At 49.3% G+C, this 25401-nt stretch carries 21 protein-coding genes; all 21 read right to left on the reverse strand.

What is annotated here, in order from left to right:
• Positions 1-154: 154 nt before the first annotated feature.
• Positions 155-1498, reverse strand: coding sequence for a type I glutamate--ammonia ligase (glnA, locus tag C6I21_RS10095; RefSeq protein ID WP_105959354.1), 1344 nt, complete (start codon positions 1496-1498; stop codon positions 155-157).
• Positions 1499-1725: 227 nt separating this feature from the next.
• Positions 1726-2970, reverse strand: a complete 1245-nt coding sequence (locus C6I21_RS10100) for a methionine gamma-lyase family protein (protein WP_105959355.1) — start codon at positions 2968-2970, stop codon at positions 1726-1728.
• Positions 2967-4217, reverse strand: coding sequence for a GTPase HflX (gene hflX, locus C6I21_RS10105; RefSeq protein ID WP_105959356.1), 1251 nt, complete (start codon positions 4215-4217; stop codon positions 2967-2969). The genes C6I21_RS10100 and hflX overlap by 4 nt, the downstream gene beginning before the upstream one ends.
• 109 nt (positions 4218-4326) lie before the next feature.
• On the reverse strand, positions 4327-4575 hold the full coding sequence (gene hfq / locus C6I21_RS10110; RefSeq protein ID WP_105959357.1) for an RNA chaperone Hfq: 249 nt from the start codon (positions 4573-4575) through the stop codon (positions 4327-4329).
• Positions 4576-4588: 13 nt separating this feature from the next.
• Entirely contained in the window at positions 4589-5533 is a 945-nt protein-coding gene (gene miaA / locus C6I21_RS10115) for a tRNA (adenosine(37)-N6)-dimethylallyltransferase MiaA (protein ID WP_105959358.1), read from the reverse strand.
• Between the two features lie 15 nt (positions 5534-5548).
• Positions 5549-6307 carry a class I SAM-dependent methyltransferase gene (locus C6I21_RS10120; protein ID WP_181186208.1) on the reverse strand — a complete coding sequence of 253 codons (759 nt, stop codon included), beginning with the start codon at positions 6305-6307 and terminating at the stop codon, positions 5549-5551.
• 11 nt (positions 6308-6318) lie between these two features.
• On the reverse strand, positions 6319-8169 hold the full coding sequence (mutL, locus tag C6I21_RS10125; RefSeq protein ID WP_105959360.1) for a DNA mismatch repair endonuclease MutL: 1851 nt from the start codon (positions 8167-8169) through the stop codon (positions 6319-6321).
• Positions 8166-10733: a DNA mismatch repair protein MutS gene (mutS, locus tag C6I21_RS10130; protein WP_105959361.1), complete on the reverse strand. Its 2568-nt coding sequence runs from the start codon at positions 10731-10733 to the stop codon at positions 8166-8168. Before mutS ends, mutL begins: the two co-directional genes overlap by 4 nt.
• A gap of 66 nt (positions 10734-10799) precedes the next feature.
• Entirely contained in the window at positions 10800-11213 is a 414-nt protein-coding gene (locus C6I21_RS10135; RefSeq protein WP_105959362.1) for a YlbF/YmcA family competence regulator, read from the reverse strand.
• 2 nt (positions 11214-11215) lie between these two features.
• On the reverse strand, positions 11216-12742 hold the full coding sequence (miaB, locus tag C6I21_RS10140) for a tRNA (N6-isopentenyl adenosine(37)-C2)-methylthiotransferase MiaB (protein WP_105959363.1): 1527 nt from the start codon (positions 12740-12742) through the stop codon (positions 11216-11218).
• A gap of 220 nt (positions 12743-12962) precedes the next feature.
• Positions 12963-14147 carry a glycine C-acetyltransferase gene (locus C6I21_RS10145; RefSeq protein WP_105959364.1) on the reverse strand — a complete coding sequence of 395 codons (1185 nt, stop codon included), beginning with the start codon at positions 14145-14147 and terminating at the stop codon, positions 12963-12965.
• Positions 14148-14178: 31 nt separating this feature from the next.
• The gene (tdh, locus tag C6I21_RS10150) at positions 14179-15201 is read right to left on the reverse strand and encodes an L-threonine 3-dehydrogenase (protein WP_105959365.1); all 1023 of its coding nucleotides are present in this window, start codon (positions 15199-15201) and stop codon (positions 14179-14181) included.
• Positions 15202-15325: 124 nt separating this feature from the next.
• Positions 15326-15586: a stage V sporulation protein S gene (locus tag C6I21_RS10155; RefSeq protein ID WP_105959366.1), complete on the reverse strand. Its 261-nt coding sequence runs from the start codon at positions 15584-15586 to the stop codon at positions 15326-15328.
• Between the two features lie 119 nt (positions 15587-15705).
• Positions 15706-16497 carry a TIGR00282 family metallophosphoesterase gene (locus C6I21_RS10160; protein ID WP_105959367.1) on the reverse strand — a complete coding sequence of 264 codons (792 nt, stop codon included), beginning with the start codon at positions 16495-16497 and terminating at the stop codon, positions 15706-15708.
• A gap of 134 nt (positions 16498-16631) precedes the next feature.
• Positions 16632-18194: a ribonuclease Y gene (gene rny, locus C6I21_RS10165; protein WP_105959368.1), complete on the reverse strand. Its 1563-nt coding sequence runs from the start codon at positions 18192-18194 to the stop codon at positions 16632-16634.
• A gap of 378 nt (positions 18195-18572) precedes the next feature.
• Positions 18573-19631, reverse strand: a complete 1059-nt coding sequence (gene recA / locus C6I21_RS10170) for a recombinase RecA (protein ID WP_105959369.1) — start codon at positions 19629-19631, stop codon at positions 18573-18575.
• A gap of 159 nt (positions 19632-19790) precedes the next feature.
• Positions 19791-21386, reverse strand: coding sequence for a DEAD/DEAH box helicase (locus C6I21_RS10175; protein WP_105959370.1), 1596 nt, complete (start codon positions 21384-21386; stop codon positions 19791-19793).
• Between the two features lie 7 nt (positions 21387-21393).
• Complete coding sequence (locus C6I21_RS10180; protein WP_105959371.1) at positions 21394-22641, reverse strand: competence/damage-inducible protein A; 1248 nt, start codon at positions 22639-22641, stop codon at positions 21394-21396.
• Between the two features lie 10 nt (positions 22642-22651).
• Entirely contained in the window at positions 22652-23230 is a 579-nt protein-coding gene (gene pgsA, locus C6I21_RS10185; RefSeq protein WP_105959372.1) for a CDP-diacylglycerol--glycerol-3-phosphate 3-phosphatidyltransferase, read from the reverse strand.
• Between the two features lie 365 nt (positions 23231-23595).
• Complete coding sequence (locus C6I21_RS10190; protein WP_181186209.1) at positions 23596-24516, reverse strand: helix-turn-helix domain-containing protein; 921 nt, start codon at positions 24514-24516, stop codon at positions 23596-23598.
• Positions 24517-24561: 45 nt separating this feature from the next.
• Positions 24562-25326 carry a DUF3388 domain-containing protein gene (locus tag C6I21_RS10195; RefSeq protein WP_105959374.1) on the reverse strand — a complete coding sequence of 255 codons (765 nt, stop codon included), beginning with the start codon at positions 25324-25326 and terminating at the stop codon, positions 24562-24564.
• Positions 25327-25401: the final 75 nt, after the last annotated feature.

The following is a 25401-nucleotide window of genomic DNA, read 5'->3' on the forward strand; positions in this document are numbered from 1 at the left end:
CCGCTTTCCAAGTAGTAAACTAAGTATAGACGATCATCCGGGAAAAAGGGAGAAAAAAAGACAAAGAAGACTAGAAACGTCCACAAGGACGTTTCTAGTCTTCATCAAGGACTTTTTCAGTGGCCCCCATAGTGTGATGGGCTTTTTGTGATACTTAGTACTGCTGCATATACTGTTCGCGCTCCCAAGGGTGAACCTGGGTATTGAACATATCCCACTCGATCTCTTTCGACTCAATAAAGTGCTCCAGTACGTGCGTACCGAGGGAGTTCTTGATTGTGTCGTTTTTGCCGAGTGCTTCGATCGCTTCTTTCAGTGAAGCTGGAAGTGCTTCGATTCCTTCTGCTGCACGCTCTTCTTCATCCATTGCATAGATGTTCTGATTCGTCTCTGCAGGTGGAGTCAGTTTGTGGCGCACACCATCCAGACCGGCTGCAAGCAGTGCTGCCATCGCAAGGTATGGGTTCGCCGCAGGGTCTACACTGCGGACCTCAATACGTGTGCTCAGGCCGCGGGAAGATGGAATACGAACGAGCGGTGAACGGTTACGCATGGACCATGCAATGTAGCATGGTGCTTCATAGCCCGGTACAAGACGCTTGTAGGAGTTAACCGTCGGGTTCGTGATTGCTGTAAATGCATCCGCGTGCTTCAGGATACCAGCGAGAAACTGCATCGCTGTTTCACTCAGGCCGGTCTCTGATTTCTCATCGTAAAATGCATTCGTCTTTTTGTCTTTGAAAAGAGACATGTTGGCGTGCATACCGTTACCGTTTACACCGAACAGCGGCTTCGGCATAAATGTTGCGTGCAGGCCATGTTTACGGGCAATGGTTTTAACAACGAGCTTAAACGTCTGGATGTTGTCACACGTTGTTACAGCATCCGCATATTTAAAGTCGATTTCGTGCTGGCCGGGAGCCACTTCGTGGTGGGAAGCTTCAATTTCAAAGCCCATGTCCTCCAGCTCCAGTACGATATCGCGGCGGCAGTTTTCACCAAGGTCTGTTGGCGCAAGGTCGAAATATCCGCCTTTATCGTTCAATTCCAGCGTCGGCTCCCCGTTCTCATCGTTCTTGAACAGGAAAAACTCCGGCTCAGGTCCGATATTGAAATCAGTGAATCCAAGCTTTTCTGCTTCTTTAAGTACGTGCTTCAGCACACCGCGCGGGTCACCGGCAAATGGTGTACGGTCCGGATCGGGATTATGAACGTCACAGATAAGACGTGCAACTTTACCTTTTTCCGGTGTCCATGGAAAGACTACCCATGTGTCGAGGTCCGGGTGGAGATACATGTCGGACTCCTCGATGCGGACGAACCCTTCAATGGAAGAACCATCAAACATCATCAGGTTGTCCAGCGCTTTAGTAAGCTGGTCTACTGGAATTTCTACGTTTTTAATGGTACCGAGCAGGTCGGTAAACTGAAGCCGAATAAACTTTACGTTTTCGTCTTCCGCCATTTTAAGAATGTCTTTTCTAGAATTAGTTGCCATGCAATCATTCTCCTCCTTCAAAATTCTGGGCAGCCTGCAAACGATGATTTTTTCTGACTCGTTCAGCTGCGATAGTCGTATCGTACCGAATCTCACACGAGTTGTGGCATCCTTTGTCAGATTATCTAACAAAGAAATTTTCTGACAACAATCTGCCGCTGTGTACGTCTTTCCTGCCTTCTCCTCCGGAATTCTCAGCACTCACCTCCTTTAAGCAGAATTTTCCGCTACTTTCCCTGCTTTTCCGATGCTTTCTGCACAGCATAGGTGACTGCTGTTTTTACATGTTCAAACGTAAGCCCCCCTTGAACATACGCACGGTAGGGCGCACGGAGAGGTCCGTCGGCAGAAAGTTCGATACTTGCTCCCTGTACAAACGCACCTGCTGCCATAATAACTGGATCTTCGTAGCCCGGCATATCTGCCGGCTCCGGTGAGACATTGGCGTCCACGGGGGAATAATACTGAATGGCCCGGCAGAAAGCGGTCATTTCCTCTGCAGCGTGAAATGTCACTGACTGTATCAAATCGGTGCGTGGAGCGAGCGGAGGAGGATCCGTCTGAAAACCGGCTTTTTCCAGAAGAGCGGCAGTAAAGGACGCTCCTTTCAATGCCTCGCCGACGGTATGCGGAGCCAGAAAAAATCCCTGAAACATATCGAGAAGCACACCGAGTGTTGCTCCGCCTTCTGCGCCGATTCCCGGGGCACTCATCCTGGAGGCACATTTTTCAATTAAATCGTTTCTTCCACAGATATATGCGCCTGCTCTGGCAATACCGCCGCCGGGATTTTTAATTAAAGATCCGGCTGTCAAGTCTGCACCGGCATGGCCTGGTTCTTGTGTTTCCACAAATTCGCCGTAGCAGTTATCCACGAAGATTATTACCTCCGGATAAACTGCTTTGATTTCTGCTACTGCCCTGCCGATCTCCCCGACATGGAGGGACGCCCGGGCATCGTACCCTCTGGAGCGCTGGATGCCGAGTACTTTTGTCTCCGGACGGATACGGTTTATCACGCTTTCTGTATCGATTTGATTCTGCTTAAGTGGAACCGTGTCGTATGTAATGCCGAAATCTTTCAGCGAACCGGCATCTTTTTTCCCCCGGATCCCGATAACCTCTTCGAGCGTATCGTACGGGTCACCGCTTATGTAAAGAAGTTCGTCCCCGGGTCGGAGAACGCCGAAAAGTGCCGTACTGATGGCGTGCGTTCCCGATACAAGCTGCTGCCGTACGAGAGCAGCTTCTGCTCCCATCACACCGGCATATATCTTTTCAAGAACTTCTCTTCCGGTGTCATCATAGCCGTACCCGGTAGTCTGCTGAAAATGAAATTCGGAAACCCCTTCTTTCCGAAAATAATCCAGCACCCGCTTCTGGTTTTCTTCCACAATCTTCCCCACTTCAAAAAAGTGGGGAAGAAGTTCTTTATGAATGGTATCTGCTGTATCTTTCCAGCCGGAGATCATGTCATTTCGTCCTTTCGGTTCATAAGTTCTGTATACAATGCGCTCTCTTTTGGTGCATATCCGCGTATTTCATACTTCTCAGTCTCTTCATCAAAATGCTCGTAAGTGACGATCGTCTCTCTTTTAAATTGAAACAAGCGGTGACCTTCTGATGCCGGAATCCGGCTGATATAAGGTTCAAACTGATTCGTTAAAATCGACTGGATCCGCTGAAGCAGATCCTGCTGATCGTCTTTATCTTTAGCACTGACAAGCATCGATGGACCTTTCGTGGAAGAAGCGATGAACGTCCCCTCCATCAGATCACGTTTATTATAAATAGTCAGCATCGGAATCGTATCCGCCTTCAATTCGCGGAGTACTTCCATAACCGCTTTCTCATGTTCCGCCGATTCCGGATGGGAAGCGTCGACGACATGAAGAAGCAGATCTGCTTCTTTTGCCTCCTCAAGCGTCGACCGGAATGCAGCGATGAGCGTTGTCGGAAGCTGTTCGATGAATCCGACCGTATCGGTAATCAGGCATTCAAAGCCGGAAGGGAGCTGAATTTTTTTCGTCGTCGGATCCAGCGTCGCAAACAGCTTATCTTCCATCAGCACACCAGCGTCGGTCAGTTCATTTAACAACGTGGACTTTCCTGCATTTGTATAGCCGATCAGAGCGAGCTGGAACGCCTGGTTTTCCTTCCGTCGGTTCCGGTACTGTTCTCTGTGGCGGCTGACTTCCTCAATCCGCCGGCGGAGTTCCGTCATCCGCCTGCGGATGTGACGCTGGTCGGTCTCAAGTTTCGTTTCACCCGGCCCTCTCGTACCGATTCCGCCGCCGAGGCGGGACAGTACCTGCCCCTGTCCACGGAGGCGCGGCAGCGTATAGGAAAGCTGTGCCAGCTCTACCTGCAGTTTACCTTCTTTCGAACGTGCTCTCGACGCAAAGATATCGAGAATAAGCTGCGTCCGGTCGATGACTGGTACATCGAGAGAAGATGTAATGGACTGCAGCTGGGATGGCGTTAATTCGGCATTAAATACAATCAGATCCGCATCCATTCCGGCAAGCTCCTCCAGCTTGCCTTTGCCGATATATGTAGAATTTCTTGGGTGGTCCATTGCCTGAGTGACTCGGTCTGTAACAATGCCGCCAGCCGTTTCCACGAGCGCTTCTAATTCGTTCATCCGTTCATCAAAATGGTGTGTATCCGACTGTTTCGGGTATACACCGACGAGAATCGTTCGTTCCTGTTCTTTCATTATTATTGTCCACCCCCATGAATGTTTCTGTCCGCCGAAGCAGCGTCATTCCTGAAAATACCGCCGGAAGCTCGACTGCTTCCGGCGGTATCAGGCTGTTTTCAGACGGCTACGACTGGCTGTTCCCCTGCCGCTCCTGCTGCAGCTGAACGTTCCGCTGCGGCGAAAAGGTCGAAATAGCATGTTTGTACACCAGCTGCTGTTTTCCATCTGTGTCAAGCACGACAGTGAAATTATCAAAACTTTTCACCTGCCCTCTCAGCTGAAATCCATTGAGAAGAAAAACGGTGACAGGAATATTTTCTTTTCGTAGCTGATTTAAAAATTGATCCTGAATATTAACAGGCTGCTGCTTCATGATATTTCCCCCTTCATGTTCCACCTTGAGTCAGGTGGAAATGTTTATTTTTATGCAGATAGCGCAGGATTTCTTTGTGTTTCACTTCCCGTTCCCCTGTTACATCAAACCAATCTGCCTGCATTTTATTCCTGAACCAGGTCCACTGCCGTTTTGCAAAACGGCGTGAATTACGCTTCAGCAGCGCCGCTGCTTCTTCCAGTTCCATTCCGCCGTCAAGATAGGGGATGATTTCTTTATAACCGATCGCTTTCATTGCCCGGCAGTCCCGGAAACCTTCATCAAGAAGTTTCTGTACTTCTTCTAAAAGCCCCTGTTCAATCATCAGATCCACACGCTTGTTAATCAGGTCGTAAAGATTTTCTCTTTCCATCGTCAACACACCCAGCGTAAAATCGTAAGGGCTGGATGATTCTTCTTCTTCCGCTGTCGAAAAATCATGGTTTTCTTCCACGATTTCCAGAGCCCGGATCACACGGTGCACGTTGTTCGGATGAATATTTTGGGCACGAACGGGATCTTTTTGTTTCAGCCGTTCATACAGCGGAGCGTTTCCTTCACTCTCTGCAATCTGTTCCAGTTCCGCTCGGAGGGCTTTGTTTTCGCCGCTTGACTGGAAGGAATAATTATAAAGAAAACTCTGCAGGTACATGCCCGTTCCGCCGACGATGATCGGAAGCTTTCCACGTCCTGCGATGTCCCGGACAGCGTTTTCAGCATCTTCTTTAAACTGAGCTGCTGTATAATTTTCATCGGGTGATTTTATATCGATCAAATGATGTCTTACCCGGCTCAGCTCCTCCCCAGACGGCTTTGCAGTACCGATGTTCATTCCCCGGTACACCTGCATCGAGTCACCATTTATTATTTCACCATTCAATGCTTCTGCAGCTTCAAGCGCGAACGCAGATTTGCCAACAGCCGTCGGGCCGGCGATAACGAGAATTTTCGGTTTCATGGCACTCTCCTTTCATCAGCAGTCATAATATCCGTAACAGTGGGCGTTTCCTGCTGATATCTTTTTGAAAGGAAACTGACGGAACAGCTCATTTTCCGGGTCTGCTTTTACGACAACCCGCTTCGATGCAGTACGGACTGCCTGTTCAAAGGCCTCCACGCTGAGCCGGCCATAAGCTGCGTAGCTGCGCAGGGGAGCGATACCTTTTGACGTTTTATCCGCCTGGTCAAACATCGGGTCAAAATAGACATACTCCACACTGTCTGTCCCCTGCTTCTTGAGGTAAGTGGTATGTTCTTCGTTCACGATGCTTATTTTCGCGGCAGCAGCTGCCAGTTCGTCTTCCGGCATAGGAAATTGAAGAAACCCTTCCTGTACGACAGCGCTCAGCAGTGGAGAAGCTTCCACCGCTGTAATGGTAAAATCCGGTACTGCGGCCTGAAGAAACAGACTGTCTGCGCCGAGACCCATTGTAGCATCGATCAGCCTGCCGCCTGGTTCAGCCTCAATCGCACGAAGAAGCGGCGATGTTTTTTTCTGTTTCCAGTCATAATATTTCAGCACCGCGCCATTCGGATGATAGAAAAACGGAGCAGTTTCCGGTTTATGGATCTCAATCCGTTCCCGCCCATAAACGATAACTGGACAGTGCCATTCATTAAGCAGAGCATGCACCGGACGCTTTTCTCTCGGAACAAATTTCCAGTTGTGCGCTTCAGCAAATGCTCTTGCTGCATTTCCGGAATAAACTCCGTTTTTTGCACCGGTAGTCACGACCGCCTCCATTAATTCATCACCCGCTTAAACATCTTCTCAATTTCATATACGGAATAATGTATCATGACCGGCCGGCCGTGTGGACACGTAAATGGCTGCCGGCAGCTGCTCCATTCCCGGATCAGCCCTTCCATATCCCTGTTCTGAAGATGGTGATTTGCTTTTACAGCAGCTTTACACGCCATCATCGCCGCCGCATCTTCCCGTACCCGTTCCAGCCGGAGGTCCTGATGCTGTTTCAATTCCATCATGAGCTCTTCCGCAGTTTCTTTCTCCATTCCTTCCGGAAACCAGACCGGACAGGAACGGATGCGGTAGACAGGACCGCCGAAATGTTCCAGAACGAGGCCTGCCTCGGCAAGTACTTCTTTATTTTCATCTATAAAAGCTGCATCACTTCCGGACAACTCCATCGTAATTGGGACAAGAAGATCCTGCATTTCTCTTGAAGGAGAAGACAGCTTGTCGAGAAAATACTCGAAATTAATGCGTTCCTGAGCCGCATGCTGGTCAATCATGAAAAAACCATCGTCATTCTGCGCCAGAATGTACGTTCCATGAAACTGACCAATGACATGAAGTTCAGGTACTCTGGAAACAGCGGGTTCCTCCTGCACCTCCGCTGATGACCGGTCAGGGGATGCAGCCGCTGCACGACGTTCTGGTATGTCCTGTGTCTCCGGCTGACTCCGTATCGTTTCCCGGACAGCTTCCGTCGTTCCATTCCGGGAGGTCTCCTCAGAAGGGTAGAAAAAATCAAACGATGTGGCTTCACTCTTTCCGGAAGGCGCTTTTTCCCGGGAGGAAGAAGCGTTATCCCCGGAAACTGTCGGCTCTTCCCGAGAAAAGGGCTCCTGCATGGATGGAATCACTGCTTCTTTATTCCAGACACCCCGGATCGTTTCCTCCAATAGATGCTGAAGCTCTTTTTCTTTACTGAGCCGGATCTCCAGCTTGGATGGATGGACATTGACGTCCATCAAAAGGGGGTGAAGTGTAACATGAACACAGCATATCGGATATTTTCCGATCGGCAGAAGCTGATCGTAGCCAGCCTGGACCGCTTTTGCGAGCGGAATGCTGCGTACATATCTCCCGTTAAATACAAACGTTAAGTAGCTTCTGCTTGCCCGGGCGTCCACCGGGGAGCCTGCATAGCCTTCGATGGTAAAATCGTCGGTTTCAGCTTCAAACCGGCGCATGCCGCGTGCAGCCTGCAGTCCGTAAATCTGCTGAAGCACTTGAAGCAGTTTGCTGCTCCCGCTTGTTTTTAACAGCGTTCTCTCGTCATGCGTCAACTCGAATGCAATTTCCGGATGAGCCATAGCGAACCGGTTGATGCTGTCTGAAATATGGCCGAGCTCCGTATGAATCGTCTTTAAATATTTCAGTCTGGCAGGAGTATTATAAAACAGATCTTCAACAATGACTTCTGTTCCCTGTTTGGGAGGAGACTGTGTCCGTGACTGAATCTCTCCGCCGTGAAGGACGATCTTCCCGCCTTCTGCCCCGTCCGGACTTGTCATCAGCGTCAATCTGGAAACGGACGCTATGCTCGGCAGCGCCTCGCCCCGGAACCCGAGTGTGCGGATCCTGAAAAGATCCCGGTCGGATTGAATTTTGCTTGTCGCATGCCTGGAAAACGCCGCTTCCAGCTCATCCAGTCTGATGCCTGCTCCGTTATCAAGTACCGATATAGACTGAAGACCGCCTTCTGCCACTGCGATGCGGATCTTCGTACTTCCGGCATCCACGGCGTTCTCCACTAATTCCTTCACGACAGAGGCCGGACGCTCTACGACTTCTCCGGCAGCAATTTTATTCGACAGGGAGGCATCGAGTTTTTTGATCGGATTCATGGTTTCTCCTCTCTGCTGGCTTTCCGGCGGAGCTCATCCAAAAACTGCATCGCCTGAATCGGTGTCATGTTCAGAATATCCGCCTGCTTTAACTCTTCCACTACAGCAGAAGCCGGATCCTCCTCCGGAAAGAGAGGGATCTGCACGGCTTCCTGATAGTCCGGCTGCTTCTCTTTTTTCTCCGTACGGACGGCGCTCTCAGACTCATGAGCTGACAACAGTTCGTCTGCCCGCCGGATAAGAGCTTCCGGCAGCCTGGCAAGCCTCGCTACGTGGATACCATAGCTTCTGTCTGCTGCCCCATCGACAACACGGTGAAGAAACGTCAATTCTCCGTTTTCTTCCACGGCGGATACATGCACATTTACGAGATTATCGAGAGACTTTTCCAGTGCGGTTAACTCATGGTAATGCGTCGAAAACAGCGTCATGGCTTTTAAATGGTCGTGAATGTATTCCACAACCGCCTGAGCGAGGGACATGCCGTCATATGTCGATGTTCCTCTTCCTATTTCGTCCAGAAGAATTAAGCTTTTTTCCCCGGCACCTTCCACCGCTCTTCTCGTTTCGCTCATTTCCACCATAAACGTACTCTGTCCCTGAGCAAGGTCGTCGGCAGCGCCGATCCGGGTAAAAATTTTATCAAACACCATCATTTCACATGAATCTGCCGGAACATAGGAGCCTGCCTGACATAAAATGACAGACAGCGCCAGCTGCCTCATATACGTACTTTTACCCGCCATATTCGGTCCGGTGATAAGCAGCATTTCCCGATCTTTATGAAGCGTAATCGAATTCGGTACATAAGACCCGTCATCCGCCATTGTTTCCACAACTGGGTGTCTTGATTCAGTAATCTCGACTTTTTTATCCGTTGTGAGAACAGGTTTAGTATACTGTCGTTCTTCCGCTGTCTCTGCAAATCCCTGGAGAACATCCAGTATGCTTACTGATTCAGCAATCTGCTGAATCAGACGGATATGCTGCTTCACCTGATCCCGGACTTCGGTGAACAGCTGGTATTCCAGTTCGCCGCTTTTCTCTTCTGCTTCGAGAATAACTGCTTCTTTTTCTTTCAGCTCCGGCGTAATGAACCGTTCCGCATTGGACAGCGTCTGCTTCCGCTCATATCGGCCCTCCTGCAGCAGATGAAGGTTGGGCCGGGAGACTTCGATATAATAACCGAACACTTTGTTATAGCCGATTTTCAGAGACCGGATACCGGTTTTCTGACGTTCTTCTGTCTCCAGTCCGGCAATCCAGCTGCGGCCGTTCGTCATCGCATCGCGGTATTCATCCAGCTGCTCATTGTAACCGTCACAGATGAGCCCGCCTTCCGTCACAGAAACCGGGCAGTCTTCTTTAATCGAGGCATCGAGAAGCTCCACCAGTCCGGCAGGAGCATCGAGCAGCGGGAGCAGTTCGTCCGCATAGGAATTCCCCAGCGGCTTAAGGAGCGCTGTAATCCCGGGCATCTGCTGAAGCGATTTTTTCAGCTGGACAAGATCACGGCCATTCACGGTACCAAAGGCCACTCTGCCGGATAACCGCTCCAGGTCATACACCTGCTTTAACAGCTCCTGAAGTTCTTTTCGTTCCATGAAATGTTCGATAAACTTGCCTGTCAGCCCGTGACGCTTCTCAATCTGCTTCTTATTCAGAGAAGGACGTTCCAGCCAGCGTTTCAGCTTCCTTGCGCCCATCGCCGTTCCGGTCCGGTCAATGACAGATAAGAGGGATCCTTTCTTCGTCCGTTCCATGAGGCTTTCCGTGATTTCCAGATTTCGTTTGGAATGGTGGTCCAGCTGAAGATACTGCGCTGCTTCGTACGGTTTAACCGTCTGCAGATGGGCCAGATCCCTTTTCGTCGTTTCATGAAAATAATGCAGCAGCATGCCTGCACTCCGCTTCAGTACCGGTGTGGACAGGTCCTGAAACAACACTTCCTCCCCCTGCTCCTCAAGCTCATATGCACTGACCGCAGCAGATGTGCGCGCACTCAGCGCCTGCTTTAATACCGTCTCTGTATCCGCAGCTACTATGATTTCTTTCGGTTCATAGGATAATGCTTCATTAACCGCTTCTTCTGCACTCTCCAGCTCACAGGCGCTCCACTCTCCGGTCGTCAGATCAGCAGCACTTACAGACCAGGTGCCGTTCTGTTCTGCAATACTGACAGCGAACTGATTCGCCTCTTCCCGGACTGCTTTTCCGTTCATGACCGTTCCCGGAGTAATCACCTGCACGACTTCTCTTTTTACGACGCCTTTTGCTTCCTGCGGATTTTCCACCTGTTCACAGACAGCGACTTTATATCCCAGATCAATCAGCCGGGATATGTACTGTTCGGATGAATGATGCGGGACACCGCACATCGGTACGCCGTCGTCTCCTTTTCCCCGCTGTGTCAGTGTGATCTCCAGCTCTTTAGCCGCCAGCAGCGCATCTTCGTGAAAAAGTTCATAGAAGTCGCCCAGCCGGAAAAAGAGAAACGCATCTTCATGCTGTGCTTTTATTTCCTTGTACTGCTTCATCATCGGTGTAGCCTGCGCCTGCGCCATCGTCAACCCTCCGGTATCGAGTATGAACGGCCCACCGGAATATACATTTCGATGGGCCGCCGCGGTTTATTGTTTAAAAGGATTTTTCGCTGTCGTTCCATGCAGCAGATCGCCGCCGGTGGACTCAATAATTTTATTGGTCACCGTATTGGAAATCGTGTTGCTGACCATCTGCAGCAGTTCGTTCACTTCCACCTGGGACTGCTTAAATTCCTGTACGAGTGGAATGTCATCCAGCTCATCCTGAAGGGCATCAATTTTTGCATCTGTTTCCCTCAATGCCTCTGTTTTCTCATACTGCTTTAAATTCACCGCTTCTTTTTGAAGCGACTTAATTTTACCGATGATTTCCTGCACTTTGATGTGATCGTTGATCTGCGCTTCCGCGCGCTTGAAGAAATCAACCTCTTCGGTCTCCGCAATCTTTTCTGCCAGAAAACGGGCCTCGTGCATAATATCCTGCTTTGTATAATTTGCCATCGTTATTCCACTCCTGCGGGCGTTACGACTTCCCCGTTCAGGGACCACGTTTTCGCCTCTGTAATTTTGACGTGCACCAGCGTACCGACAGCGTCTTCCGGAGCGCGGAAATTAACGAGTTTATTCGTCCGCGTCCGGCCGCTCAGCACTTCCGGATCTTTCTTGCTTTTGCCTTCCACAAGCACTTCGACAACCTGTCCGTCATACGCTTTATTTTTTTCTGCAGACAAGTCATTGACCAGTTTATTCAGCCGGGCAAGCCGCTCCCGTTTCACATCGTGGGGAACATTGTCCTCCATCCGGGCAGCCGGGGTGCCGTCCCGTGCAGAGTAAATGTACGTAAAGCAGCTGTCGTACTCCATTTCTCTGACGAGGGAAAGCGTCTCTTCAAACTGCTCTTCCGTTTCATTCGGAAAGCCGACGATAATGTCGGTGGTGAAGGATGCATGCGGAATCGCCTTTTTAATGCGTGCAGCAAGATCCACGTAGGATTCCCTCGTATACTTTCTTGCCATCCGTTTTAAAACGTCATTACTGCCGCTCTGAACCGGAAGGTGGATATGTTCAACGAGGTTTCCGCCTTTTGCGAGCACTTCGATCAGATGATCATCAAAGTCTCTTGGGTGGCTCGTCGTAAAGCGCACCCTTGGAATATCAATTTTACGGATATCATCCATCAGATCACCGAGTCCGTACTGGATATCTTCCAGATCTTTGCCGTATGCATTGACGTTCTGACCGAGAAGCGTAATCTCTTTGTAGCCGTTCCGTGTAAGATGACGTACTTCTTCAATTATATCCTCCGGCCGCCGGCTCCGCTCTTTCCCGCGAGTATAGGGAACGATACAGTATGTACAGAATTTATCACAGCCGTACATAATGTTCACCCATGCCTGAAAATGACCTTTTCTTGCCCTCGGCATGTTCTCAATAATGTCGCCCTCTTTTGACCACACTTCCATGACGACTTCTTTACTGAACAGAGCGTTTTCCAAAAGTTCCGGCAGGCGGTGGATGTTATGGGTACCGAAAATCAGGTCCACCTGCTGATGTTTTTCGAGAATACGGTTTACGACCGATTCTTCCTGTGACATACATCCGCATACCCCGATAACGAGGCCCGGGTTGTCCTGTTTCAGTTGTTTTAAGTGACCGATCTCCCCGAAAACTTTGTTTTCAGCGTTCTCGCGGATCGCACACGTATTAATCAAAATAACGTCGGCATCTTCGGTGTCTGTTGTCGATTCAAACCCCATGTTCATGAGAATTCCGGCCATATTCTCCGAATCGTGCTCGTTCATTTGACAGCCGTAGGTGCGGATAAGAAACTTTTTCCCGTATCCGATTTCTTTCATGTTTTCCGGAATGTCAAAATCATAATGTATTTCTACATTTTCTTTTCCGCGCTTCTTCGCCTGTTTCAGGCTCGGCGGCTCGTATGTTGTCTGAAAATACTGGGAGTAGTCTTTCTCCCCGCTCATTTTCTTTGCTGCGAGCTCTATCTGTGTTTTTTTCTGATCTTCATTCATTAGGTACAGCTCCTTTAAGTCGTTAGGCTGTCAACCTATAATTATAAAGTCTTTTCTTCCATGAAACAACCGTTAGCGGTCGTTCTTCACTCATTTTTCACTGCGGATACGCAGACAGAAGAAAAAACCGCCGGTATGTGCAGCCCGCTGAATAATAGAATAAGATCTATTCTTCAATGGACTGCTCCACCGGCAGTAAATTGACTTTTATGCTGAAAAGCTATTCGTTACGCTGGAGTCCCGTCCGGTCCGCAGCGCGTATAAATGCCTCGAGCGCTTCATCCAGTATTTCTGGTGTATGTTCCGACGTAACCATCGTCCGCACTCTGGCTTTCCCTTTTTCCACCGTCGGATACACGATACTCCGCGCATAGACACCTTCTTCCAGGAGGGCATCGGACAGTTCGTGTGCTGCTTTCTCCTCTCCTGTCATCACCGGTGTAATCGGCGTTTCACTTTTTCCGGTATCAAACCCGGCCTCTTTTAACTTCTTTTTCCAATATTTTGTATATTTCCACAGAAGGTCAATCCGCTCCGGTTCCTCCTGAAGAACCCGGACGGCTTCCCGGCATGCGGCAGTTACTGCCGGCGGATGCGACGTACTGAAAAGAAGCGGCCGTCCTTTCATTTTCAAAAGATCAATGACCGCAGACGGAGCAGCTACATATCCTCCGAGAACACCGACTGCTTTACTTAGTGTTCCCACTTGAATATGAACCCGCCCGTTTAAGTCGAAATGGTCCACCGTCCCACGGCCGTTTCTTCCGAGAACGCCGCTTGCATGCGCATCGTCCACCATGAGTACAGCACCGTATTTCTCACACAGCTCTGTTATTTCCGGAAGTGGAGCAATGTTGCCATCCATTGAAAAAACACCGTCTGTCACTACGAATTTCGTACGGTAGCCAGAAGCCTCCTTCAGCTTTTCCTCCAAATCCTTCGTGTCTGTATGACGGTAAATGCTTCTAGCCGCTTTCGTCAGCCGGATACCGTCAATAATTGATGCATGATTTAATTCATCAGAAATGACAATATCTTCTTTCGTGAGAAGTGTGCCGAGCACTGCCTGATTTGCAGTGAATCCAGACTGAAAAACGAGCGATCCTTCTGTATGTTTAAAAGCAGCGAGCTCTTTTTCCAGCTCTTCGTGCATCGAAAATGTTCCTGCAATGGTTCGGACAGAGCCTGTACCCGCACCAAACGTATCCACCGCGCGGACCGCTTCAAGCTTTAGACGCGGATGTGTGGTGAGACCGAGATAGTTATTCGATGACAGCTGAATGACTTCCTTTCCATTAATCATCACTTTAGCCCGCTGGTCTGATTCCAGTTCTGTCAGCGGACGAAACGACTCGTTGTTTTTCATTTCGTTTATTTCTGCTTCCACCCATTCCAATCCTTTCATCACACATCTCTCCTTTTTAAAATAATTTTCTTTATGGCCGGAGAATGATTTTACCGCAGTTCCCCTCTTTCATCAGGTTAAAGCCTGCTGCGAATTCTTCCAGTTTGAACTCGTGCGTAATGAGCGGCTCCAGATCCACCTGTCCGGAAGCAAGAAGTCCCTGAACCTGCAGCCAGGTTTCATACATCCGCCTGCCTGTTATACCCTGAATGGTTATACCTTTAAAAACGACATCCTCTGTCATGCGGACCGGAACAGTCGGCGGCAGACTGAGAACAGCCATATGACCACCCTGTGCGGTCATTTTGAGTGCAGCGTCGAACGCCTGTGGATTTCCGCTCATCTCACAGACGACATCGACACCCCCGGTCTCCTGTAACGCAGCCTGCAGCATATCCGTCTCTGCCGGATTAATAATAACGTCTGCACCGGCTTTACGTGCCAGGTCCAGTCTGTATTCATTTACATCAAAAGCGAGTACGCGTGAAGCACCGCAGGCTTTTGCAGCACAGACTGCCATTAACCCTATCGGACCGCAGCCAACGACAGCAGTACTCCTGCCCGCAGGCTGACCACTCAAAACCGTGTGAACAGCGTTTCCGAACGGCTCCTGAAGGCTGTTTACGCGGGCGGGAATAGAAGGGTGATTGACGATCACATTCTCCTGAGGAACGACGATGTATTCTGCGAAGCTTCCATCTCTGTCAACGCCGATTATACTCGTATTCAGACAAACGTGTGCTTTCCCGGATCTGCAGGCACGGCATTTCCCGCATACGATGTGCGTCTCCGCACTGCACCGCTCCCCCGGTTCAAGTCCTTCCACACCGCGTCCAATTTCCGAAATCACTCCTGAAAACTCATGACCAAATATGTACGGTGTATTTATTCTCCCTGCTGCCCAGTCGTCCCATTCATAAATATGAAGGTCCGTACCGCATATCGACATCGTTTCGATCTTAATCTGAACTTCCCCCGGGCCGGGTTCCGGTATTGGAACCGTTTTCAACTCTGCTCCCGCTGAAGCTGATGTTTTCATCAGTGCTTTCATCATGACAACCACCCCTTACACGTAGAATAGCACGCGTTTTTGTTCATTTCAAGTGGACTGTCTATTTATAAAGGACATAAAGCATAGAAAGATAAAGCCGGCTGAAGATCCCTCCAGCCGGCCACTCTTATCTTGGTTCCACAATCAGCTTGATCGCTGTCCGTTCATCCCCATCGATCTCAATATCTGTAAATGCCGGAACACAGATTAAATCTATGCCGCTCGGAGCGACAAATCCACGGGCAATAGCGATAGCTTTGACAGACTGATTCAACGCTCCCGCACCGATGGCTTGTATTTCTGCAGTTCCCCTCTCACGAATGACGCCTGCAAGAGCACCTGCAACAGAATTTGGATTGGATTTTGCTGAAACTTTAAGAATCTCCATGAAAGCTACCTCCTTTATTAATGTGAACGACTAGTGATGTCAGGAGCTGTAAGGCTGCAGGAATCAGTCTTATCCCTCTTTACCACTTTCACAAACCCGTTTAAACCTAAAATCAGCCATTAATCAAAAAACGGGTCATCCGGCGTAATGCGGATCCGCTTGATCGATTCTGCCGTACCTTCCGCATTGATCGTAACTGCAAAACCATTGAGCTGTACGTCTCCATTTTCCACTTCAAACCGCGCCGGAAGGCTTGTAAGAAATCGTTCGATTACAATGTTTTTATCCATACCGAGAATTCCATTGTAAGGCCCTGTCATGCCCGCGTCCGTAATATAGGCCGTGCCTCCGGGGAGTACCCGCTCATCCGCTGTTGGAACGTGCGTATGAGTTCCCGTAACTGCTGAAACCCTTCCGTCCAGATACCATCCCATCGCCAGCTTTTCGCTTGTCGCTTCTGCATGAAAATCGACGAAAATATGCGATGTCTGCTCTGATGCTTCTTCAATCAGACGGTCTGCTTTCTGAAAGGGACAGTCGATTGCCGGTAGAAATGTCCTTCCCTGCAGGTTTATGACAGCGAGTTTTTTTCGTCCCGCTTTCATATAACGAATGCCGGTTCCCGGTACCCCTTCCGGAAAATTAGCCGGGCGTACCAGACGGTCTGCTTCGTCGATAAAATCAAACAGCTCTTTTTTATCCCATGTATGGTTTCCCATCGTCAGCATATCCGCTCCCGCTTCCAGAAGTTCGTGATACACTTTTTTCGTCATTCCTTTGCCGCCTGCGGCATTTTCTCCATTGACGATGACAGCATCTGCTGCATATTTCTGCTTGATCTTTTTTAAATACTCTTTTAGTACGGCTCTACCTGGAGAACCGACAACATCACCGATAAAAACGAGTTTCATTATATCCATGCTCCTTCCTGATTCATGCAGCCAGCCCACAGGCTGAATGACTGCGTAAACGTTCAGCAGCTTTATTCCGCAAAAAAGAGGCTGCTCCGCAGGAACATCCTGTTAAAACAGCCTCATCACTTTCCTTATTTTGCATATTCAACTGCTCTGGTTTCCCGGATGACAGTAACTTTAATATGACCCGGATAATCCAGTTCGTCCTCGATTCGTTTAGTAATATCTCTTGCCAGACGGTAGGAATCTTCATCAGAAATAGTATCAGGCTTAACCATAATCCGTATTTCGCGGCCTGCCTGAATAGCATAGGTTTTTTCCACACCTGTAAAGGATTCAGAGATTTCCTCGAGTTTCTCCAGACGTTTAATGTACGTTTCGAGCGTTTCCCTGCGTGCTCCCGGTCTTGCAGCCGAGAGTGCATCCGCCGCTGCGACAAGCGTCGCAATGACTGAGGTTGCTTCTGTATCTCCGTGATGGGAAGCGATGCTGTTAATAACCACATCATGCTCTTTGTACTTCTGACCCAGTTCCACGCCGATCTCCACATGGCTTCCTTCCACCTCGTGGTCAATCGCTTTACCAAGATCATGCAGCAGTCCTGCACGTCTCGCCAGCTGGACATCTTCGCCAAGCTCTGCTGCCATGATGCCGCTCAGATGAGCAACTTCCATGGAGTGCTTTAACACGTTCTGACCATAGCTGGTGCGGAACTTCAATCGTCCGAGAATTTTGATCAGATCCGGATGAAGGTTATGAATACCCATTTCAAACGTTGTCTGTTCACCATATTCACGAATCATCTCATCCACTTCCCGGCGCGCTTTCTCGACCGTTTCCTCAATGCGGGCCGGATGGATCCGTCCATCCTGTACAAGCTTTTCGAGAGCCGACTTGGCAATCTGCCTGCGGATTGGGTCAAAACCGGATAAAATAACTGCTTCCGGCGTATCATCAATGATCAAATCAATGCCGGTCAGCGTTTCCAGCGCCCGGATATTGCGGCCTTCACGGCCAATAATACGGCCTTTCATTTCATCATTCGGCAGATTGACAACAGAAACTGTTGTTTCAGCCACATGATCTGCTGCGCAGCGCTGAATAGCGAGAGAGAGGATTTCTTTCGCATTTTTCGTCGATTCCTCTTTCGCACGGCTGACAGAGTCTTTGACCATTACAGCCTTCTCATGCGTCAGTTCGTTTTCCATCGTATCCATAATAATGGTACGTGCTTCTTCTTTCGTAAAGCCGGAAATACGCTCAAGCTCCTGCTGCTGGTGCTGGACCAGCTCCTCTACCCTGCTATTCATTTCTTCGATTTCGTTGTGACGCTCCGTCAGTTTTTCTTCTCTGGATTCCAACGTTTCTTCCCGTTTGTCAAGCGTCTCACTTTTCCGATCAAGGACTTCTTCCTTCTGTACTAATCGGTTCTCCTGTTTCTGAATCTCATTACGACGATCACGGATTTCCTGTTCAGCATCAAGACGAATTTTGTGCGCTTCATCTTTCGCTTCCAGAACAGCTTCTTTTCTGCTTGCTTCCGCTTCCCGCTTCGCATCATCCACCGTCTGTTTTGCAAGCATTTCCGCACTGGAAATTTTCGCTTCGGCGATGGATTTACGCGCAAAGTATCCGACAAAGAACACGATTACTGCAGTGAATAGCAAAATGAGGATTTGTACCGTCAAACTCATGATTGACTCACCTCCTCATGCTATTTCTTTCGTTAAGCTTCGTTTTTTACTGCTTTCAACTAGCACGAATAAAAACGGAAAGCACATCTGCAGGGAACGCGCTCACACCTAGTCCCCCAACTGATGTGTTCTCGTTAATTGTATGCTTCACAATTCGTTCTGTCAAGCATTGGCAGAGTCTGTAAAAGAAGTATACGTACTGATACATCAGCGGTTAGAGGGGTGCAGCCGTTCTTTTGGAAAATTCTATCTGCTTCAGCACTCCCTCATTTCGGAACCGGTAAAATCCGGACTCGAATTGTACACTCCTGGCGATATAGAGAAGGCCGGAAAGAGCTGGCGGGCTCCTTCCGGCCTGTAAAAATATGATTTGACGGCTTACTTCAGGTCAAGTGGATTATCGCCTTCCTCAAGCCCTTCATCTTCTTCAGGAGCCGGGACCGTCTGAGCGGCAATCAGCCCGTGATGTTCACGGATACGACGCTCAATGTCCTGCATGACTGCATCATTTTCTTTAAGGAACTGCTTAGCGTTCTCACGGCCCTGCCCCATACGCTCATCGTTATAAGAGTACCAGGCGCCGCTTTTTTGAATAATATCAAGCTCGGACGCGATATCGATCAGAGAACCTTCTCTGGAAATACCTTCGCCGTACATAATGTCCACTTCAGCTGTACGGAAAGGAGGTGCTACTTTGTTTTTCACGATTTTGATTTTCGTTTTATTTCCGATCATCTCGTTGCCCTGCTTCAGCGTTTCTGCCCGGCGGACTTCCAGACGTACAGAAGAGTAGAACTTCAGTGCACGTCCGCCCGGCGTTGTTTCCGGATTACCGAACATAACTCCGACCTTCTCACGGATCTGGTTGATGAAAACAGCAATCGTGTTGGATTTGGATACTGCACCGGAAAGTTTACGGAGCGCCTGTGACATCAGACGGGCCTGAAGACCGACGTGGCTGTCACCCATTTCCCCTTCGATTTCCGCTTTTGGTACGAGGGCTGCGACGGAGTCAACGACAACAATATCCACAGCACCGCTTCGTACGAGCGCTTCAGCAATTTCAAGTGCCTGCTCCCCCGTGTCCGGCTGAGAAAGAAGCAGTTCATCGATATCCACACCGAGCGCCTGTGCATAAACCGGGTCGAGGGCATGCTCTGCATCGATGAATGCCGCCTGTCCGCCGTTCCGCTGTACTTCAGCTATCGCGTGGAGCGCGACTGTCGTTTTACCGGAGGATTCCGGTCCGTAAATCTCAACCACACGGCCCCGTGGATAACCGCCTACACCGAGGGCGATATCGAGGGCAAGCGCCCCGCTTGAAATCGTCGATACACGACGGTCTGTCTGTTCACCGAGTTTCATGATGGATCCCTTACCAAACTGCTTTTCGATCTGTTTCAGAGCCATATCAAGGGCTTGTTTACGATCAGACACAAAACATCTCTCCTTTAAATATAAAATCGATCTCCCGTACTACGTGGTATTACCGGAAACCGCATATCTCAAAACTACAAACATTCGTTCGCTTATTTAAGTATATACAAATCCATCCGCCCCGTCAATACAAACGGAACGGATGGATTATCTTTTTTATCAGCCGCGCTTCGGACGCGGTTTAGCAGGTTCCAGATTAATCTTTGCTCCTGCAACACGGGCGTATTTTAAGCCCTCGTAGACGAACGGCGCAGATTCTTCCGGAACTTCCATAAAGGTAAAGTTCTCGAAAATATCGATTTTACCAATCGTTTTCGCATTGATCCCGACAAGTTTCGCTACATCGTCCACCAGTTTCTTCGGTGTCATGTCCACATTTCTGCCGACATTGATAAAGAAGCGGGTCATGCCTTTTTGTGCTCCGGTATCTCCGAAATCGTAGGCAGTTGTCTCGGTGCGCTCGTCATTCTGGCTGTAGAACGCAAGCTTGAACAGTGCGCTGACAACCTTATCGGAAGGGTACTCAGCAAGAAGTTCTGCTACAAGGTTTTCATATAGAGAATCATCTTCTTCATTATCTTCAATGAGCTGAACGACCTGATGCTTCCACGCTTCCTGCTGCTTTTCCACCACTTCTTCGATGGAAGGAACGCTCCGGGAAGGAATTGCATTCTTGATTTCACGCTCGATGGAGCGGAGATGCTTCATTTCACGCGGTGTCACAAGCGTCACCGCCATACCTTCCTTCCCTGCACGGCCGGTACGGCCGATACGGTGAACGTAGCTTTCCGGATCCTGAGGAATGTCGTAGTTGATAACGTGGGAGACGTTTTTCACGTCAATTCCACGTGCTGCTACGTCTGTTGCCACGAGAAATTCAATCGTAGATTTCCGGAATTTTTTCATTACGCCATCGCGCTGGGACTGCGTAAGATCGCCGTGAATACCATCAGCCATATAGCCGCGTGCCTGAAGAGACTCTGTCAGCTCGGCAACACCTTTTTTCGTCCGGCAGAAGATAATGCCGAGTTCAAGCGTCTCACTGTCGATGATACGGCACAGTGAATCGAGTTTGTTTTTCTCAAGTACTTTGTAGTACGCCTGCTCAATAAGTGGAGCAGTTACTTCGCCTTTATCGATTGTCACCTGCTCCGGAGACTTCATATATTTATTCGAAAGTTTCCGGATTGCCGGAGGCATCGTTGCAGAGAAAAGAAGCGTCTGACGCTCTTCATTTGCGTTCTGCAGGATTTTTTCGATATCTTCGATGAAACCCATGTCCAGCATTTCGTCTGCTTCGTCCAGAACGAGCTTGGAGATGCGGTCGAGCTTCAGTGTGCCCCGGTTGATATGGTCAAGGACACGGCCAGGTGTACCAACGACAACCTGAACACCGCGCTTCAGCGTTTTAATCTGATGGCCGATAGACTGTCCGCCATAAACCGGAAGCGTCTGTACTTTGGTAAATTTCGAGAGTTTCTGAAATTCTCCGGCCACCTGGATCGCGAGCTCACGCGTCGGCGTCAGAATCAACGCCTGTACGTGCTTCTGCTTGGAATTAACATCGTTGATCAGCGGAATTCCAAAAGCTGCTGTCTTGCCTGTTCCAGTCTGTGCCTGACCGATCACATCGTGCTGTTTCAGGATTTCTGGAATGACCTTTTCCTGGATTGGAGAAGGAGCCTCAAATCCCATTTCTTTTACTGCTTTTTTCAGGTTGTTAGATATTTCAAATTCGTCAAATTTCATTTCCATCAAGTATTCATCCACCTTTTCTATTTCGTAACTCGTTGTAGAGCATGTACAGACCCCGTTTAACCGCCTGCATCCGGATACTGCTCCGGCTTCCTCCTACGCGGACAAATTCCGCTGTAGAGAAGTCCGGGCCGGCAAAACCAATAAACATTTCACCTGGTTCGTACCCTTCAAGCGGGTCCGGTCCTGCTGCTCCAGTAAAACTGATTCCATAGTCGGAACCAAACCTTTCTTTCGCGCCTTCTGCCATTTCCACAGCACAAGCTCTGCTGACTGCTCCGTCATTCTTAAGTGTTTCTTCGGAAACGCCGACAGCATTCATTTTCGCTTCGTTTCCGTAGCAGACGACTCCGCCCGGAAAAATCATAGAAGCTCCTGCAAATGTCGTCATCCGGTCGGCGAATGCTCCTCCCGTCAAACTCTCTGCAGCAGAAACAGACAAGTTGAGCTCGCGCATTAACGCAGCTGTGCGCTCATCAAGCTCCTCTTCTCCTTCACCGTAACAGTAGTCACCGGCCTTCTCGAGAATTTCTTCGGCTGCAGCATCCAGGAGACGGATGTTCTCCTCCCCGCTGGAACTGCGCGCAGTCAGACGAAGCATCACTTCTCCTTCCTGGGCAAGCGGTGCAATCGTCGGGTTGGACTGACGGGAGAGAATGCTTTCCAGCTTTTCTGCCAGACTGGATTCGCCAATAGCGTAAAACCGCAGAAGTCTGGAAGTGATGACTGCTTCCTCCGGCCGTTTCGCTGCCAGATACGGAAGCGCATAGCTGTCCGCCATCCGCTTCATCTCTTTAGGAGGCCCGGGAAGAAGGACATAATAAACACCGTCTTTTTCCACGGCAGTACCACAGGCAAGCCCATTGTCATTAGGGAAGACCTCTGCCCCCTCCAATGTGTTCGCCTGCTTCAGGTTAGCTTCTGTTACTTCACGCCCGCTCTGCTCAAAATATTGCCGGACGTGTGCCTCTGCCCCGTTATCCAGGATGACATCGAGACCAAGAAAAGCACCGCACGCCTCCCGGGTGACATCATCCTGAGTTGGACCGAGTCCTCCAGTAATGATTACTGCGTCCGAACGGGAAGATGCGTTTTTCAATGCTTCCTGAATCCGGTCCTGATTATCTCCTACGGCCTGATGAAAATAAACGTTTATACCAATATCAGCCAGCCTCGTGGATAAGTAAGAGGCATTTGTATTGTCAATCTGCCCAAGAAGGAGTTCAGAACCTACTGCAATAATTTCTGCATTCATATTCTCACCTCTACTCGGCGTCTGTCAGCACGTGTTTATTCTTCATGAAATAATCGACTCCGGAAAAGACAGTTAATATAACTGCTACATAGATCATAATGCCGGCAAAAGGAATACCGATAAGTGCAAACCCGATGTTATGCAGCATAATAGCCGCAGCGGCAACGATTTGACTTACTGTCTTCCATTTTCCCCATATACTTGCTGCAATAACTTCTCCACCGCCGGAAGCTACCAGGCGCAGGCCGGTAACGGCAAACTCCCGGCTTAAAATAACGACGGCTGCCCAGGCAGGAAACATATCCATGCCTGCCAGACTGACGAACGCTGCGGTAATGAGCAGCTTATCAGCGAGGGGATCCAGAAACTTACCCATGTTCGTGACCAGGTTGTGCTTTCTGGCATAATAGCCGTCCAGCCAGTCCGTTGCAGCGGCAACGATAAATACAACTGCGGCCGCAAAATGGGAGACAGGGATCCCGGCACCGAGCAGCTGAAGTTCCCCCCAGTTGAACGGTATGAGCAGAAATACCATAAATAATGGAATCATAAAAATTCTGGAGATTGTAATCCGGTTTGGAATATTCATCGTTTTCCTCCTCCGGCTCCATGAATGATCGACGGACCTATGTAAGCCGTATTTATTTTAACAGACCTAACAGGGAAATGCGAACGAAGTTTCCCTGATAAGCGGTAATTCCATTGGTGAAAACGCTCTTTTGCAGACAATCATCCGTCCTGGAACAGAAACTGGGATGTCCAAAGCCTTTTGTGGCCCGGTCTGCGGTTTCATTTCCACCGCTCATGAAGAAATTATAAAGTTTTTTCTTTTCGGGGAGAAAAGAGAGACCCGCCCCGGCAGAGAACCGGAGCGGGAAGCTCTCCGGAAGAAACACAATTCGTTTCCAGTGCAAGAGAGGCAGACTGTACGAATCGTTCTTCCTGAGAAAATACCTATGAGTTTTCCTGCTGAATAATCACGTACTGCCTCGTTGCATCGGAGGCATATTCAAGCTCTTCACCGTTCACATAGATCGTCGCTGTTGCTGTACTTCCCATATTGAAAACAACTTCATTTTCTCCGGAGAAATCAAAAGAGACTTCATCACCGCTTACGTGTGTCTGCTGATGCAGCTCCTCACCGCTTCCGTTAAGAATCTGCAGCCAGCTGTCACCTGAAAAGGACATTTCTACATCAAATGCCTCAGCACCGGAGAGCGTATACGTAAATTCGTTACCGCTCTCATTCGTAAACGCGAGCTGCTGCTCCTGCTCTTCTTCATTTTCATCTTCAGGTGCAGGCTCTTCTTCATTCGCCGGCTCTTCTGCCGGGTCCTCCGGTTCGTTTTCTTCCACCTGTTCTGTTTCTTCAGCATCAGCGCCGGTATCTTCAGAGTTTTCTTCCGGTTCGTCACCGCTGTCTACAACAACATTGTTTCCATCAGATCCCTGCCCGGGCTCTGGTGAAGCTTCATTCCCCTGCTGAAACAGCCATACAGCAAAGCCGATAGCAATAACAAAGATGATGGCCAGCGCCGTTGGAAGAAGGGATGCTCCTCCGGATCTTCGGCGGGCGCCTCCGTCTGCAGGTTTTGACCTTGCTGTTCTCGGTGGCAGGTTTTCCGTTTCACTCGGCTTCGGCTTCGGAAGTTCATCTGCGTGTTCCTCAAACAGCTGATTCGGATCGAGTCCCACCGCTTCTGCATAGCTTTTTACAAATGCCCTGGAATAAAACTCACCCGGCATTTTAGAAAAATCGCCTGCTTCAATAGCTTCCAGATACCTGCGTTGAATTTTTGTTGCCTGCTGCAGTTCATCCAGCGAATAGCCTTTTTCCTGACGTGCATTCTGTAGTCGTGTACCTAGTTCTGACAATCTATACACCCACTTACTTCGTAAATTTCATCTGCACAGGTCATGCTAAAAGGAAGAATAGTTCTGCTCGACTTCCTCATAGGAGATCACCTGGGATTCATCGCTCCGCAGTTCAATAATATAATCAAAATCATCCAGCGTGTATTCTGTCGTACGGATAAATATATCGGGATGCTCCACTACTTTTGTCGATGGAAGGCGCATCATTTCGGATACGAGCATGCGGTGGCGTTCAGAGCCGCGCATCGTCGACACTATCCCGTCGATAATGTAAATGTTATCTTCGAGCATTTCATCGTCCGCCAGCTGGCTGCGGATCGTCTGTTTCAGCATCGTGGAAGAGAGAAACGACCACTTCCGGTTCGCACACACACTTGCAGCAACGACCGACTCTGTTTTCCCGACTCGCGGCATGCCGCGGATTCCAATCAGCCGGTGCCCGTCTTTCATAAACAATTCTGCCATAAAATCGACGAGGATTCCAAGCTCGTCCCGGACAAAACGGAACGTTTTTTTCTCGTCACGGTCACGCTCAATATACCTGCCGTGCCGGACAGCGAGACGGTCGCGGAGTTTCGGTTCTCTTATTTTTGTGAGCGTAATGATGTCCATCGTCATAAGAATAAACCGGAGACGTTCGACCGCTTCATCCGACTGACTGCGTATGAGCATGCCACGCCGGTCGTTTTCCACTCCGTTGATCGTAACAATATTAATGCTCAGCATACCTAAAAGTGATGCAATCTCTCCAAGCAGTCCGGGTCTGTTTTCATTGATTTTATATTCGAGGTACCATTCTCTCCGTTCCATAAGGTTCTCCTCTCCCGTACGTGCGTCTTTCTTTATCTTAATCGATAATAGAATTAATGAAAAGAGCTGGAGCCA

The sequence above is a fragment of the Alkalicoccus urumqiensis genome (assembly GCF_002993335.1).
Classification (GTDB): domain Bacteria; phylum Bacillota; class Bacilli; order Bacillales; family Salisediminibacteriaceae; genus Alkalicoccus; species Alkalicoccus urumqiensis.